The sequence below is a fragment of the Kribbella voronezhensis genome, assembly GCF_004365175.1.
GTDB classification, from domain to species: domain Bacteria; phylum Actinomycetota; class Actinomycetes; order Propionibacteriales; family Kribbellaceae; genus Kribbella; species Kribbella voronezhensis.
The window spans coordinates 649595-663970 of the sequence record NZ_SOCE01000001.1 but is presented as its reverse complement, the minus strand read 5'-3'; the positions used below and the strand labels follow the sequence as shown (position 1 = coordinate 663970).

The following is a 14376-nucleotide window of genomic DNA, read 5'->3' as shown; positions in this document are numbered from 1 at the left end:
GAGCACCGCACCCGCTGTCGCATGACGGCGGCTGTCAGCACCACACCCGTTGTCGCACGACAGCGGTTTATGACCTTCACCTGCTGTCGTACGACGTTCGCCGGCCCGGCAACGATGCCAGGTCGCCACACCTGCGCGGGCGTCGCTTCCGGCTGTTTTAGCGTCGAACTCCTGCTAGCGTGAGTGCGACAGCTGTGTGTAGTTGCGTTGGTACACCCAGTAGCGAGACGGTTGGGCTTCTAGGCAAGGCGTGCAGGGCTGTCCTACTCTCGGAGTTCGACGTCCGTTCTAGGTATCGGCCGGCGGGGGGACGACCTGGGGGTCAGGTATGAAGGGTTCCGATCCGATGGGGCAGGTGGTCGGATGAAGATTCTGATCAGCGCCATCAGATGCAGCCCCGGTGATCGCCGTGAGGCCGGTGCCACCTGGGCGTGGTGCAAGGCGGCGGCACTTGATCATGAGATCTGGCTGGTCACCCGGGGCGATTCGGCGGAGTTGATCCGCAAGGAGTTGCTGGTCCGGCCTGTTCCGGGATTGACCATCGTGCCGTTGGACCTGCCTTGGCGGCGGGACTACTGGTGGTCCGATTCGCTGTGGTTCCGGCACGCGGCCCGCAAAGTCCAGCGTTTGCATGACGAACACGACTTCGCGGTGATCCATCATTTGACTGTCGGTCAGCGGGGCGTCCCTTCCGGTACGGCGACGTCGGGCCAGGCGCGGGTGATCTGGGGACCGATCAGTCTGCCGACGCCGATTCCGTTGAGTCTCACGCACTGGTTGGGGCCTGGTGGTCTCACGGCCGAATTGGGGCGCCGGTACGGCGCGGCCGTGACGCGGTGGATGTTCAACCGCAGAGCCGGCCGGCAGGCTGATCTGGTGGTTGCTCAGGACAACGATGTTGCCGCGCGGCTGGATCGCCGGGTGATCGTCGAGCCGATGGCCGCGATTCGGCCGGTCACCGGTGGGGGAGGGCCGGGTGACGGGTTCGGTGCCGTGGGCACCAGTACTGCGGTGTTCGCCGGGCGGCTCGTTCCGGACAAGGGACTGTTGCTTGCGATCAACGCGCTCGCTCGTCCGGCCGCGGCGCGGTGGGAGTTGCGGGTGATGGGGGATGGGCCGGACTGGCGTCGGGCGGAGCGGCTGGCCGAGCGCCTCGGCGTACGGGATCGGGTGGAGTTCCGTGGCGACGTGCCGCGGGCGCAGGTGCTGACTTCGTTGTTGCGAGCTGATGCGTTGCTCGCGCCGTGGTTGCGGGCGCCGGCGGCGTGGACGATCGCGGAGGCGCTGGCGCGCGGATGCCCGGTGGTCTGTCTGGATCGCGGCGCACCGGCTGCGCTCGTCGGGCCGGGCGAAGGCGCGGTCGTGCCATGGCGCGGCGATGTTGTCGGCGCCCTGGCTGATGCCCTAGGCAACATCACGAGGAGGATCGATCCGGTCACCCGCTGGGCACCCGACCGCCTCCCCGCCATCCTCGCCGACTGGTACTCCGCCCAACCCGCCAGCCGCTGAACCACCCACACGCCTCAACCGAAGGCGAGCGGGTCAGCCGTTGAATCATCTGCATCCTTCAGCTGAAGGAGTGTCGACAAGCCGCTGAAACCCGCGGGTCAGTCGCGGTGGGAGCGGCCGGGGAGGGCGAGCATGCGGTCGAGGGCGATCTTGGCGTACTTCTCGGTGTCGGGGTCGACCTTGATCGGGTTGACCACGGTGCCGGCGACCAGGTTCTCCAGGGCCCAGACGAAGTGCGGGAGGTCGATGCGGTTCATCGTCGCGCAGTAGCAGACCGTCTTGTCCAGGAAGAGGATGTTCTTGTCGGTGTGCTGTTTCGCCATCCGCTGCACGAGGTTCAGCTCGGTGCCGACGGCCCACGTCGTACCGGGTTCGGCTTCATCGAGGGTCTTGATGATGTACTCCGTCGAGCCGACCAGGTCGGCCTTGGTGACGACCTCGTGCTGGCACTCCGGGTGCACGATCACCTTGACCTCCGGCACCCGCGCGCGGACGTCGTCGACCGATGCCGCCGTGAACCGGCCGTGCACCGAGCAGTGCCCGCGCCACAGGATCATCTTCGCCGCCGCCAGTTGCTCGCGCGTCAAGCCACCGCCCGGCTTGTGCGGGTCGTACACGACGCACTCGTCCAGGCTGATGCCCATCTTCAGTACGGCGGTGTTGCGGCCGAGGTGCTGGTCGGGCAGGAACAGCACCTTCTCGCCCTGCTGGAAGGCCCAGTCGAGCGCGACGTCCGCGTTGCTCGACGTACAGACCGCTCCGCCGTTGCGGCCGCAGAACGCCTTGATGTCGGCGCTGGAGTTCATGTACGTGACGGGCACGGTCACGTCCGCGATCCCGGCGTCGGCGAGCGCGTCCCAGGCTGCCTCGACCTGCTGGATCCGGGCCATGTCGGCCATCGAGCAGCCGGCCGCGAGGTCGGGCAGGATCACCGTCTGGTTCTCGTTGGTGAGGATGTCGGCGGACTCGGCCATGAAGTGGACACCACAGAACACGATGTACGGCGCGTCCGGGCGGGCCGCCGCGTCGCGCGCCAGCTTGAACGAGTCACCCGTGACGTCGGCGAACTGGATCACCTCGTCGCGCTGGTAGTGGTGACCCAGCACGAACACCTGGTCACCGAGCGCGGCCTTGGCCTTCAGAGCCCGCTCGACGAGGTCCGGGTCGGAAGCCGGCGGAAGCGCGCCCGGGCATTCGACGCCGCGCTCGGAGTGCGGGTCGGTGTCGCGGCCCAGGAACAGCAGGGGAAGGGACTTCGAACCGGTTGCGGTGGTCGTCACGTCAACCATCGTGCCATGAGGGAGGTCTCGTACCGCGTGGTGCACCTCACTGCCCAGAATGCGAAATTGCCGCCGCTGCTCCACACGCGTCCACGCGCCCGACGACGATGCCCTGTGCAAGCATCACGGCATGGCTGATGTCATCGTGGTCGGTGCTGGACTGGCGGGTCTCAACTGCGCGGTGGCCCTCCAGGATCGAGGGCTGTCCGTCGCGGTGCTGGAGGCCTCCGACGCTGTCGGCGGCCGCATTCGCACCGACGTGATCGATGGTTACCGCTGTGATCGTGGCTTCCAGCTACTGAACCCGTCCTACCCCGCAGCCCAGCGGTACGTCGACCTGACGGCGCTCGACCTGCATTCCTTCGCAGCCGGAGTCGCTGTCGCGACACATGGCCGTACTGCGGTGGTTGCCGACCCCAGGCGCAATCCCGAGCTGATCGGACGCTCGCTACTCAGCGGCTACGTCAGGCCGGCCGAACTGGCTCGGCTGGCGGCCTGGGCAGCACCGGCGCTCGGCAAAGTGCCTCGCCTACTTGCCGGCCGTGACGAGCCGCTGGCCGAGTCGCTCGACAAGGCCGGGGTATCGGGCCGGTTGCGTTCGGAGATCCTCGAGCCGTTCCTGGCCGGAGTACTGGCGTCGGATGACGGCACGACGTCGGCTGCCTTTGTACGGCTCCTACTGCGCGCCTTCCTCCTCGGTACGCCGGGTCTGCCGGCCGCCGGGATGACAGCGTTGCCGCAGCAGTTGGCCGCACGCCTCCACGACCCGGTACAGCTCGGAGTGGCGGCCACCGCGATCGCTGGGGGACCGTCGGTCGACACGACGGACGGCAGGCTGGAAGCGAAGGCAGTGGTGATCGCCACCGATCCGGCTGCAGAACTCGTGCCGTTGAAGACGCCGCGGATGAAGGGCCTCAGTACCTATTGGTTCGCGACGGACGAAGCGCCGCGCTCGGACAGGCTCTTGGTGGTCGACGGCAACCAGGACGGGCCGGTCGTGAACACCGCAGTGGTGTCGAACGTCGCCCCGTCGTACGCGCCGCCCGGCAGGCACCTGGTCCAAGCGACCACGCTCTGGCCCAGTGCTGCGGTCGAGAGCGAAGTACGGATCCAGCTGAGCCGGATGTACGGGCAGTCGGCCGGTAGCTGGGACCTGGTCGTGCGCCACGACATTCCCGCGGCACTGCCCGAACAGCCGGCGCCGCTGGTCGCAAGGCAGTCGGTCGAGCTGGGCGAAGGTCTGTTCGTCGCAGGCGACCACCGCGACACGGCGTCCATCCAGGGAGCGCTGGTGTCAGGGCGTCGGGCTGCCAACGCGGTGGTGCGTCACCTTGGTCTCACCGGAGTCAGTGCACGGGCTCGTTGAAGTAGGGCCGATCTGTTCCGAAGGCGGTGGGGAGCAGCGGCACGTGGTTGGCGATGAGGGTCAGCTGCGCAGCCTCCTCGGCGGTGAACCAGCCGACCTCGGTGACCTCGTCCGACAAGCCCGCGGTGCCTTCGACCTGCTCTGCCCGGAACAGGATCCCGACGATCTGCGCGCGGTTGCCGTCCGGGTAGGAGACGACCACATCGGGGTCGGAGTACACCCCGAGCAGATCGGTCACTCGCACGGTCAGCCCGGTCTCCTCCAGCACCTCTCGCTGAGCGGTCTCGGCAGGACGTTCACCGGGATCGACCCCGCCGCCCGGAAGGCACCACTCGCCGTTGTCGCTGCGCCTGGTCAACAGCAACCGGTCGCCGTCGAGCACAGCCGCGGCCGCGCCGACTCGCAGTACCGCCGTAGCCCCGATCCGGTCGCCGTATTCATGTGTCGTCTTCTTCACGGGCCCGATCATCCCTCGCCCAGGGTTCGCCGGACGCCGCAGATCGCAGCGCGGCGTGATCGGCGGCTCGGTGTCCGTGGGTTGGTGGGGCGGACGGAGGTGGCGTTGGAGTAAGGGAGGATGGGCGACATGCGCGTGCTGATTGCTCCGGACAAGTTCGCTGGGACGTTGACGGCTGTCGAGGCCGCGGCCGCGATCGAGGAAGGGTGGCGGCGGCGGGATCCGGAGGCCGAGGTGCTGGTGGCGCCGATGGCCGACGGCGGGCCCGGGTTCATCGACGTGCTGTCCGCCGTGGTCGACGGCACGCTGCTGTCGGTCACCGTGCGCGGGCCCCTTGGCGACGAGGTCCCGGCGACGGTGCTGGTCGCGGGCGAGACGGCGTACGTCGAGACCGCGCAGGCGTGCGGGTTGCACCTGGTCGAGCCGAAGCAACGGCGGCCCGAGGACGCGACGACGTACGGCGTGGGCCAGTTGATCGCGGCGGCCGTCGACGCCGGAGCGAAGCGGGTCATCCTGGGCCTCGGCGGCTCGGGGACGAACGATGCGGGCGCCGGCCTCCTCGCCGCACTCGGCGCAACAGCAAAGGGCGGCGAGCTCAGCAAGGGTGCCGCCGGCCTCGCGAACTTGACCGAGGTGGACCTGGAACCGGCCCGGACCAGGGCGGCGGGCATCGAGTTCGTGGCAGCGAGCGACGTCGAGAACCCGATGCTCGGGTTGCGCGGCGCGACCAACATCTTCGGCACTCAGAAGGGGATCGCCGACGAGCGCAAGCCCGAGGTTGACGGCTGGCTGACCAAGTTCGCCGAGCTGGCCGGCCGGAAGACCGCTGATGCCAAGGGCGCGGGCGCGGCGGGCGGTCTTGGTTACGCGCTGTTGCTGCTCGGTGCCGAACGCGTGTCGGGGATCGACCTGGTGGCGGAGCTCACGGGGCTGCGGGAGAAGGCGGGCCAGGTCGACCTGGTGATCTCCGGCGAGGGGGCGTTCGACTTCCAGTCCCGCGACGGCAAGGTGATCGCGGGTGTGGCGAAGGTGGCGAACGAGGCGATGCGGCCCTGCGTCGTTCTCGCGGGCAAGGTGCAGATCGGGTCGCGGGAGATGCGCACGATGGGCGTGGAGTCCGCCTATTCGCTGATCGACGCGGTCGGTGAGGAGCGCGCGTTCGCCGACCCGCACGGTTCGCTGGCCGCCGTGGCCGAGCGGGTGGCCAGGACCTGGGCCCGCTGACGGCCGGACGCGTAGTTGATCCTGCAAATTGGTGTGCGACCATGGGAATGGTTCCGGGGCGGCTGTTGTTGGCCCGGATGACGGCGGAATTTCCGCGCGCGGCGTGCTGCCCACAGCGGCCGGGCGCTCAAGAGATGACTGGAGTCAGGAATGACTGAAGCGCAGACCGAGCAGGCTGTTGACGCGTCGACGGCCACCGGCATCCTGCTGACCGACGGTGCGGCTGCCAAGGTGAAGGCGCTGCTGGACCAGGAAGGTCGCGACGATCTCGCCCTGCGGGTCGCCGTGCAGCCGGGTGGTTGCTCCGGCCTGCGGTACCAGCTGTTCTTCGACGAGCGTCAGCTCGACGGCGACGTGGTGGCCGACTTCGACGGCGTGAGCGTCGTCACGGACCGGATGAGCGCGCCGTACCTCAAGGGCGCCTCGATCGACTTCGTGGACACGATCGAGAAGCAGGGCTTCACGATCGACAACCCGAACGCGACCGGTTCGTGCGCCTGCGGCGACTCGTTCAACTGAGCTAGCAAGCCGAAGCCCCGCTCACCTCTGAGGTGAGCGGGGCTTCGGCTTGTCTTCTAGTGGGCGTCGTCGCGGGCCCGCCGCGGCAGGGCGAAGGTGACCAGCAGGCTGACCACCAGCAGGCCGACGGCCACCAGAGTGCTGGTCTTCGTGGCACCGAGGAACTGGTGCGCCGGGATCAGCTGGAAGAACACCGTGCCGATCACGGCGACCCCGATCGCGCCGCCGAACTGCTGCATCGCGGTCAGTACGCCGGACGCCGAGCCGGCCGCCTTGTCGTCGATCGAGGCCAGGATGATGTCGAACAGCGGCGCGAACACCATGCCCGAGCCGATCCCCATCACCAGCGTGGCCGGCACCAGGTTCCAGATCGTGGTCTGCACGCCGTTGTGGTGCAGGGTGAACCAGACTCCGGTGGTCGCGATCGCCATCACGACGATGCCGAACTGGAGCGCCTTCCGGCCGAACCGCGGTGCCAGCAGGCCGGCCGACAGCGGGGCACCGATCGCGATCCCCAGCGAGAACGGCACCATCGCCAGGCCCGCCCGCAGCGGGCTGTAGTGCAGGCCGAGCTGGGTGAACAGGTTGAACACCAGCATGAAGCCGGACATCGCCAGGAAGAACGTGGTGATCACGCCGAGTCCCGCGACGTAACCGCGGTTGCGGAACAGCGACGGGTCGATCACCGGGTTGCCGGACCGGCGCTCGCGCCGGCCGAACAGGGCGAAGACGGCGAAGGACGAGATGATCATCGCGATCGACCAGGCCGGCCAGCCGAGCTCGCGGCCCTGCACCAGCGGGTAGATCAGCAGGCCGCTGGCCAGGCTGACCAGGATCACACCGGCCGCGTCGAGCCGGGTCGCGCCGGGCGTCTTCAGTTCGGGCATGAACCGCAGCGCTCCGAGCACGGCCAGGATGCCGAGCGGCACGTTGATGAAGAAGATCATCCGCCAGCCGGTGTCGAACAGGTCCGCCTTGATCAGCAGGCCGGCGATGACCGGACCGGCGACCGCGGACAGCCCCATCACCGGGCCGAACATGCCGAACGCCTTGCCGGTCTCCTCGGCCGGGAAGACGGATTTCAGGATGGCGAAGCCCTGCGGGATCATCACCGCGCCGAGCAGACCTTGGGCGACCCGGCTGCCGATCAGCAGTTCGGGTGAGGTCGCGAGCCCGCACAGCGCGGAGGCAACGGTGAACCCGACGGCGCCGATCAGGAACAGCCGGCGCCGCCCGACCAGGTCGCCGAGCCGCCCGAACGTGATCAGGCCGATCGCGAACGCCAGCGTGTAGCCGGCCAGCATCCACTGCAGCGCGGATTCGGAGCCGCCCAGTTCGGCCCGGATCGAGGGGGCGGCGATGTTGACGATGGTGGCGTCGACGAGGTCCATGATCTCGGCGAGCAGCACAGTGCCGAGCACGATCCAGCGCCACCTGTACGCCGTACCGGTGGCTGATGCGGTCTGCTCGGACCCCGGGGGCGGGGCGGTCTCGGTGGTGAGGGAGGTGCTCATCGGTGGCTCCTACGATTCGAACGGTGTTCGTGAACGAACACTGTTCTACATGTGAACGGTGTTCCAGTCAAGTACGGTGTTCGCTACAGTGGTGGTATGAACCCGTCGCCCTGGCAGCCGCTCAGCCCCGAGAAGCCGGCCCGTCCCACCCGTACGCCGCTGAACCGCGAGCGGATCGTCGACGCGGCGATGCGGATCCTCCTCGACCAGGGCTACGAGGCGGTCTCGATGCGCAAGGTCGCTCAGGCCCTCGACACGGGTCCCGCTTCGCTCTACGCACATGTGGCGAACAAGGGGGAGCTCGATCAGTTGCTGGTCGACCGGGCCGCGGCCGACATCGAGTTGCCGGTAGCCGATCCGGCCCGCTGGCAGGAGCAACTCAAGGACATGATGCGATCGACGCTCAAGGTGATGCGGGCCAACCCCGGGGTCGCCCGGGCGGCCATCGGGCAGGTGCCGCTGGGGGAGCGCGCCATGGACAGCACCGAGGCGATGCTCGCGATCCTCAAGGCCGGCCGGGTGCCGGATCAGGCGGCGGCCTGGGCGATCGACATGCTCCATCTCTACGTGACCGCGGTCGCCTTCGAGGAGAGCGTGCAAGGTGCCAGCGGCTGGACCATGGAGGATGTCGAGTCGTTCGTGGCCGCCATGCGGAACCACTTCGCGAGTCTTCCGGCCGACCGCTACCCGGTCACTGTGGCCCTGGCTGGTGCACTGACTGCCGGTGCGCTGGGTGACGAGCGCTTCGAGTTCGGCCTCCAGGTCCTGATCAGCGGCCTGGCAGCGATGGTTCCGCCCGAGGACCGGCAAGCGGCTCCTGCAACTCCGTGACCCACTCAGCTGGGTCATCAGGACAGTCCAGGTAGAGCTCACGCGCCGGCCCGTCGGAACGGTAGCCGTTGTCGTCGACCCAGCGGGCCAACGCCTGCCACGCAGGAAGTACTTCGTCGATGGGGCCGCGGTGCACCAGGGTCGCAGCCCGCAAGGCCGGGGTGTCGAGCACGGTGAGTCCGTTCAGCTCCCCGTCGTACGAGACTGCGGCCGGTACTGCGGCCTGCAGCCTCACCTGGTCGCCGGACGTCTCGTAGAAGCAGGTCAACCGGCCGGACGGTACGACCCCTGTTGCCCCAGGCAACCGTTGGCCGAGCTCGGCGCACAGCGGTCGGATCACCGGACTGATCTGCTCCGGCCGGAAGTCGTCCGCGACTCCTTCGAGGGCGACGTACCGGCCGGCCGGCAGGTCCTTCACGACAACGGCCGGTACCTCGTCGCCCAGCTCGATGCTGTGCAAGCGCGACTCGACCTGGGTGAGTCGCGCGGCGCTCTCGGCCACCTCGGCCTCGAGTTCGGCCCGGCGCAGCGCGAGCATCGCGCGGACCTCGACCAGGCTGATCTCATCGGCCAGCATCGTGCGGACCTGTTCGAGAGTGAAGCCGAGATCCTTGAGTGCGACCACGCGGTTCAGGTCCGCCAGTTGTGCGGCCTCGTAGCTGCGGTACCCCGTCGCCTCGTCGACGTGGGCGGGCCGGAGCAGGCCGATGGCGTCGTAGTGGCGCAGCATCCGTACCGACACCCGGCCGTGCCGGGCGAAGTCCCCGATCGCGAACATGATTCAGAGTGAACCAGCCACGAGGTCCGCGAAGGTGATCGCCGTGTCGTCCTCGTGGAACGGGCCGATCACCTGGGCTCCGACCGGGAGACCGCTGGACTCGATCGGCATGCTCACCGCGGGCAGCCCGGCCAGAGATGCGTGCGAGATCCAGAACACCTGCGCGTCGTACGGGCGGCCGTCGATCGTGCGCTCGTCGGATGGGCGGTCGTCGTGCGGGAAGGCGGTCGTGAAGCTGGTCGGGCAGAGGAAGACGTCGACCTCCTCGAAGTACGCCTGCCAGGTCGCCCTGGTCGCCAGCCGCCGGTGTTCGTGGTCGAAAACCTGGGCCAGACTCGCGAAGTCCTCACCATCACCACCGCCGCCGTTCAGCGCGAAGAAGAGCCCGACCTGGAAGCCGAAGTCCTCCGCCTGAGCGCTCGGATCGACGCCGTCGGGCCAACCCTCGACGAGCTTCACGCCTTGCCGGGCCAGCGCGTCGACCTGGTCCGACAGCGCCGCACCGACCTGAGCTGTCACTGGCGCGTCGGGGTGGTCGAGCACGAATCCCACGCGGTACTCGTGGAGCTTGCGGTGGCGCGGTGGCTCCAGTCGCCATGACATCGCCTTGCCCGCCGGTCCGCCAGTGACTCGCAGTGCGGTCCGCAGGTCGGCCGCCGACCGGGCGAGCGGGCCAACGCTCGACAGTGTGGGGAACTCGCTGGCGGGCGCTGGTGGGCCGGGTGGCTGGAAGCCGTCCAGCGGTACTACGCCGGCGGTGGGCTTGAGGCCGTACACACCGCAGTAGGCCGCAGGAAGGCGGATCGAGCCGACCAGGTCGGAGCCGTACTCCAGGTAGGTCAGCCCGGCCGCGAGTGCCGCGGCACCGCCACCGCTGGACCCACCCGGCGTCCGCGTGAGGTCGTGCGGATTGTTGGTGCGGCCGTAGAGCTCGTTGCTGGTCTGGCCGAAGTCGCCGAGCATCGTGTGCACGTTGCTCTTGCCGACGATGATCGCGCCGGCACCGGCCAGCCGGTCGACGAGCGTCGCGGACGTGTCAGGCACATAGTCGGCGAACGGAGGATCACCCCACGTCGTCTTCAGGCCGGCGACGTTGATCGCATCCTTCACAGTCATCGGTACGCCGTGCAGTGGGCCGAGTGCAGCGCCCGACGCGACCACCTCGTCGGCGGCCGTCGCCTGGCGCAGCGCGTACTCCGGACGTGTCTCCACGATCGCGTTCACCGCGGTGTCGGCGGCGATCCTGGCGAGGAGTTCCTCGGTGAGCTCACGGGACGAGGTCTGACCGGCGCTGATCGCCTCGGCCGCCTGCCGCGCAGTACGGAAGTTGTTCATGGGCCAGCAGTACGGTCTGACACCGTGTCAGGGTCAACCCCGTAGCCAGTGGTCGGCGGCGAGGCGGCCGTGGAGGTGCCAGTCGTGCCAGCCGTCGGCGTGTTTGATGGCTTGCCGCATGGTTCCTTCGAGGGGATAGCCGGTGCGTTCGGCGACCCTGCACGACGCGGTGTTGGCGGTGGAGTGGTGGATGGCCAGGCGGTGGAAGCCGAGTTGGCCGAAAGACCAAGCGGACAAGGCGTTCACCGATTGCGCGGCGATGGAGCGGCCGCGCGCGGCAGGGATCACCCAGTAGGAGAGGTCGGCCGACGCCTCGGCCAGCGAGATGTTGCGGAGGCCGATCTGGCCGAGGGGCTGGTCGTCGCTGTCGACGACTGCCCAGCTTGCCGAGCTCTCGGCGTCCCAGTGGCCGGCCCATTGCCTGGTCCACTCGACTGCTTCGTCGAGGCTGTCGAGTCGCCGGACATGCCAGCGCTGAATGTCCGGACAGGAGAAGGCCGTCTGGACCACCGGGGCGTCACTTGCCCGCCAGGGCCGTAGTACCAAGCCGTCGCTGGTCGCGAGCTGGGGCTGGGCGCCGTCCCGGAGCGTTCCCTCGGGCAGAGCCGGCTCCACAAGCAGAGGCATGCCGCGATCCTAGTGGGGTCACCCGACGCTGATCTTCGCGCCGGCACGATAGGTAGATTGTGGTGTGTGGTGAGTCCGGGCTTTGATGTGGCGGGGTTGCAACGGGCGCTGGGCAAGGAGTTGCGCGGCTCTGTGGCTTCGGATGCGCGGAGCCGGGCGCTGTACGCGGCCGACGGATCGAACTACCGGGCGGTGCCGGACCTCGTCGTCGTGCCCGCCGATCAGGAGGATCTCGCCGTCGCGGTGAGCCTGGCCGCGGCCGGGGGAGCGCCTGTCGTCCTGCGGGGCGGTGGTACGTCGATGGCGGGGAACGCGATCGGCGGGGTGGTGATCGACGGGTCGCGGCACGTGAATCGAATCGTGGAGATCGACGCCGAGCGGCGGCGTGCGGTGGTGGAGCCGGGCGTGGTGCTGACCCACCTGCTGGCGGCGGCGAGGCCGTACGGGCTGGCGTTCGGGGCGGACCCGTCGTCGGGGTCCCGGGCGACGCTGGGCGGGATGATCGCCAACAACGCGTGTGGGGCGCATTCGGTGGCGTGGGGTACGACGGCGGACAACCTGCTCGGGCTCGACCTGGTCCTCGCCGACGGAACGAGGCTGACCGTCGACGGCGCCGAGTTGCGCGGTGAGCGAGCGGGCGGGATCGAGCGTGCGTTGCACGAGTTGGTGGAACGGAACGAGTTGCTGATCCGGCGCCGCTTCGGGCAGTTCAGTCGGCAGATCTCGGGGTATGCGCTGCATCGGTTGCTGCCGGAGTACGGGTTCGAGGTCGCACGGCTGCTGGCTGGGAGTGAGGGTGGGTTTGCGGCGACGCTGCAGGCGACGGTGGCGCTGACTCCGTTGCCGGCAGCAAAGGTTTTGTGTGTGCTCGGGTTCGCCGACTCGATCACGTCGGCGGACTGCGTCCCGATCGTCCTGCGACACGGCCCGCTGACGATGGAGTCGATCAACTCCGACCTGGTCGAGCGGCTGCCGACCGAGGTCCGCGAGTCCGCAGTACAGGCAGGGCTGCCGGCTGGGCGTGCGTGGCTGCTGGTCGAGCTCGGTGGTGCGGACGAGGCTGCTGCGGCCGAAGCGGCGAGGCAGTTGATCGAGGAACTCCGCGACTCCGGTTCACCGGCGACCGCGTCCCTGGTGACCGATGCTGGGGCTCAAGTGGTGCTCTGGCGATGCCGCACCGACGCCGCCGGTCTGGCAACCCGGCGGGCCGACGGTGCCGAAGCCTGGGGTGGCTGGGAGGACGCCGCCGTACCGCCTGCACGCCTGGGTGCCTATCTGCGCGGCCTCGACGAGATCTTGTCCCGCCACGGGTTGTCCGGCGCGTCGTACGGGCACTTCGGCGAGGGCTGCATACACATGCGGATCGATTTCGACCTGCTCAGCCGGCGTGGCCTCACGACGTACCGGGCGTTTGTCGAGCAGGCCACGGACCTCGTCGTCGAGCTCGGCGGCTCGGTGTCGGGGGAGCACGGCGACGGGCGGGCGAGGTCGGAGTTGTTGGCTCGCATGTACGGCGCCGACGGGGTGCGGCTGTTCGGTGAGCTGAAGCGGATCTGGGATCCGGGCGGCGTGATGAATCCGCACATGATCGTCGATCCGTCGCCGGTGGACGTCGGCATTCGGCATCAGGGCGCGGCGAAGGATCGCAAGCTGCTGACGATATTCGACTATCCGGCCGACGATCACGACTTCGCGCAGGCGCAGCGCCGGTGCGTCGGGATCGGCAAGTGCCGGCAGGCGTCCGGTGGAGTGATGTGCCCGAGCTACCAGGTGACGCGGGAGGAACTGCACTCGACGCGTGGGCGGGCGCACCTGCTGTGGGAGATGCTCGAAGGTGACCTGATCACCGACGGCTGGCGATCGACCGAGGTGCGCGATGCGCTCGACCTTTGCCTGTCCTGCAAGGGTTGTCAGTCCGATTGCCCGGTGAACGTGGACATGGCGACGTACAAGGCCGAGTTCACCCATCACCATTACGCCCACCGGCCCTGGGCCCGCCCGTTGTCGCATTGGTCGATGGGCTGGCTTCCGCTGTGGTCCCGGTTCGCGTCGCACGCACCGCGGCTCGCGAACTGGTTCGCCGCATCGAGGCTGGTGAAACGGCTGGGTGGGATCGCGACGGAGCGCGAGGTGCCTGCCTTTGCGACGGAGACCTTCAGTGCATGGTTCGTTGCCAGGAGCAAGAAAGTGGGGGCCCGGGGCAAGGTGTTGCTCTGGCCGGATACGTTCACCAACTACTTTGCTCCTGAGATCGGCCGCGCCGCGGTCGAGGTTCTGGAGGCCGCGGGGTACGAGGTGGTGCTGCCGGCCAAGGGAGTCTGCTGCGGTCTCACCTGGGTCTCGACCGGCCAGCTCGGCACGGCCAGACGCGTCATGGAGCGCTCTCTCGCGATCCTGGCGCCGCACCTCGCCGCCGGGACGCCGATCGTCGGGCTCGAACCGAGTTGCACAGCGGCCCTCCGTCAGGAGCTCCCCGACCTGCTGGCCGGAAACCCGCTCGCCGCGGCCGTCGCCGCCTCGACGCAAACGTTTTCCGAGTTTCTGAGCAAAGCGAACTGGGAGCCGCCGCAGGTCGGCGGAGCCGCATTGGTGCAGACGCATTGCCATCAGCACGCCGTACTCGGTTTCGACGCCGACCGGCAACTGATGAAGGCGGCGGGCATCGAGGCCGAGATTCCCGACTCGGGTTGCTGCGGCCTGGCCGGCAACTTCGGCTTCGAACGCGACCACTATGCCGTGTCGAAGAGCATCGGAGAGCGCGTTCTCCTGCCGGCCGTTCGAGCGGCGGACCCAGCCACCGAGATCATCGCCGACGGCTTCAGCTGCCGGACCCAGATCACCCACGCCACCAACCGCCACCCGGTCCACCTGGCCCAGCTACTCGCGGCCGCGTTGCCTCAGGAGAAGTAGGCCGGCCGAGCTGATTCCGCAGTAGG

General features: G+C 68.7%; 12 protein-coding genes. 6 read left to right on the top strand and 6 right to left on the bottom strand.

Features of this window, described 5'->3' with window-relative positions; all coding sequences use genetic code 11:
* Positions 1-363: 363 nt before the first annotated feature.
* Entirely contained in the window at positions 364-1509 is a 1146-nt protein-coding gene (locus EV138_RS02985) for a glycosyltransferase family 4 protein (protein WP_133976918.1), read from the top strand.
* Between the two features lie 98 nt (positions 1510-1607).
* Here EV138_RS02985 and nadA read toward each other — a convergent pair whose 3' ends face one another.
* A complete protein-coding gene (nadA, locus tag EV138_RS02980) occupies positions 1608-2798 on the bottom strand; it encodes a quinolinate synthase NadA (protein ID WP_238157929.1) in 1191 nt (396 codons plus the stop codon).
* A 121-nt stretch (positions 2799-2919) separates the two neighbouring features.
* On the opposite strand from nadA, the gene EV138_RS02975 reads away from it, so the two are divergent.
* Entirely contained in the window at positions 2920-4155 is a 1236-nt protein-coding gene (locus tag EV138_RS02975) for an NAD(P)/FAD-dependent oxidoreductase (RefSeq protein WP_133976916.1), read from the top strand.
* Here EV138_RS02975 and EV138_RS02970 read toward each other — a convergent pair.
* Positions 4136-4612 carry an NUDIX domain-containing protein gene (locus tag EV138_RS02970; RefSeq protein ID WP_238157928.1) on the bottom strand — a complete coding sequence of 159 codons (477 nt, stop codon included), beginning with the start codon at positions 4610-4612 and terminating at the stop codon, positions 4136-4138. The two genes, EV138_RS02975 and EV138_RS02970, sit on opposite strands and share 20 nt — an antisense overlap.
* 129 nt (positions 4613-4741) lie before the next feature.
* Between EV138_RS02970 and EV138_RS02965 the strand changes: the two genes are divergently transcribed.
* Positions 4742-5836 carry a glycerate kinase family protein gene (locus tag EV138_RS02965; RefSeq protein WP_133976914.1) on the top strand — a complete coding sequence of 365 codons (1095 nt, stop codon included), beginning with the start codon at positions 4742-4744 and terminating at the stop codon, positions 5834-5836.
* Positions 5837-5986: 150 nt separating this feature from the next.
* Entirely contained in the window at positions 5987-6355 is a 369-nt protein-coding gene (locus EV138_RS02960; protein WP_112240247.1) for a HesB/IscA family protein, read from the top strand.
* 56 nt (positions 6356-6411) lie between these two features.
* Here EV138_RS02960 and EV138_RS02955 read toward each other — a convergent pair whose 3' ends face one another.
* Positions 6412-7869: a DHA2 family efflux MFS transporter permease subunit gene (locus EV138_RS02955; protein ID WP_133976913.1), complete on the bottom strand. Its 1458-nt coding sequence runs from the start codon at positions 7867-7869 to the stop codon at positions 6412-6414.
* A gap of 96 nt (positions 7870-7965) precedes the next feature.
* Between EV138_RS02955 and EV138_RS02950 the strand changes: the two genes are divergently transcribed.
* Positions 7966-8700: a TetR/AcrR family transcriptional regulator gene (locus tag EV138_RS02950; protein WP_133976912.1), complete on the top strand. Its 735-nt coding sequence runs from the start codon at positions 7966-7968 to the stop codon at positions 8698-8700.
* On the opposite strand, the gene EV138_RS02945 is transcribed toward EV138_RS02950, so the two are convergent.
* The 3 genes from EV138_RS02945 to EV138_RS02935 are packed head-to-tail and all read right to left on the bottom strand — an operon-like array spanning position 8639 to position 11440.
* The gene (locus EV138_RS02945; protein WP_133976911.1) at positions 8639-9478 is read right to left on the bottom strand and encodes a MerR family transcriptional regulator; all 840 of its coding nucleotides are present in this window, start codon (positions 9476-9478) and stop codon (positions 8639-8641) included. The genes EV138_RS02950 and EV138_RS02945 overlap by 62 nt on opposite strands.
* Before the next feature lie 3 nt (positions 9479-9481).
* On the bottom strand, positions 9482-10813 hold the full coding sequence (locus EV138_RS02940; RefSeq protein WP_133976910.1) for an amidase family protein: 1332 nt from the start codon (positions 10811-10813) through the stop codon (positions 9482-9484).
* Positions 10814-10846: 33 nt separating this feature from the next.
* Positions 10847-11440 (bottom strand): GNAT family N-acetyltransferase, encoded by a 594-nt coding sequence (locus EV138_RS02935; protein WP_133976909.1) that lies wholly within the window; start codon positions 11438-11440, stop codon positions 10847-10849.
* A 66-nt stretch (positions 11441-11506) separates the two neighbouring features.
* Here EV138_RS02935 and EV138_RS02930 point away from each other — a divergent pair, with 66 nt between their 5' ends.
* Positions 11507-14350 (top strand): FAD-binding and (Fe-S)-binding domain-containing protein, encoded by a 2844-nt coding sequence (locus EV138_RS02930; protein WP_133976908.1) that lies wholly within the window; start codon positions 11507-11509, stop codon positions 14348-14350.
* The last annotated feature ends 26 nt before the right edge of the window (positions 14351-14376 follow it).

Coding starts and splice junctions, on each gene's coding strand:
- EV138_RS02940 (WP_133976910.1), bottom strand. CDS start 10,813: ATGAACAACTTCCGTACTGCGCGGCAGGCGGCCGAGGCGATCAGCGCC.
- EV138_RS02965 (WP_133976914.1), top strand. CDS start 4,742: ATGCGCGTGCTGATTGCTCCGGACAAGTTCGCTGGGACGTTGACGGCT.
- EV138_RS02955 (WP_133976913.1), bottom strand. CDS start 7,869: ATGAGCACCTCCCTCACCACCGAGACCGCCCCGCCCCCGGGGTCCGAG.
- EV138_RS02975 (WP_133976916.1), top strand. CDS start 2,920: ATGGCTGATGTCATCGTGGTCGGTGCTGGACTGGCGGGTCTCAACTGC.
- nadA (WP_238157929.1), bottom strand. CDS start 2,798: ATGGTTGACGTGACGACCACCGCAACCGGTTCGAAGTCCCTTCCCCTG.
- EV138_RS02935 (WP_133976909.1), bottom strand. CDS start 11,440: ATGCCTCTGCTTGTGGAGCCGGCTCTGCCCGAGGGAACGCTCCGGGAC.
- EV138_RS02960 (WP_112240247.1), top strand. CDS start 5,987: ATGACTGAAGCGCAGACCGAGCAGGCTGTTGACGCGTCGACGGCCACC.
- EV138_RS02950 (WP_133976912.1), top strand. CDS start 7,966: ATGAACCCGTCGCCCTGGCAGCCGCTCAGCCCCGAGAAGCCGGCCCGT.
- EV138_RS02985 (WP_133976918.1), top strand. CDS start 364: ATGAAGATTCTGATCAGCGCCATCAGATGCAGCCCCGGTGATCGCCGT.
- EV138_RS02945 (WP_133976911.1), bottom strand. CDS start 9,478: ATGTTCGCGATCGGGGACTTCGCCCGGCACGGCCGGGTGTCGGTACGG.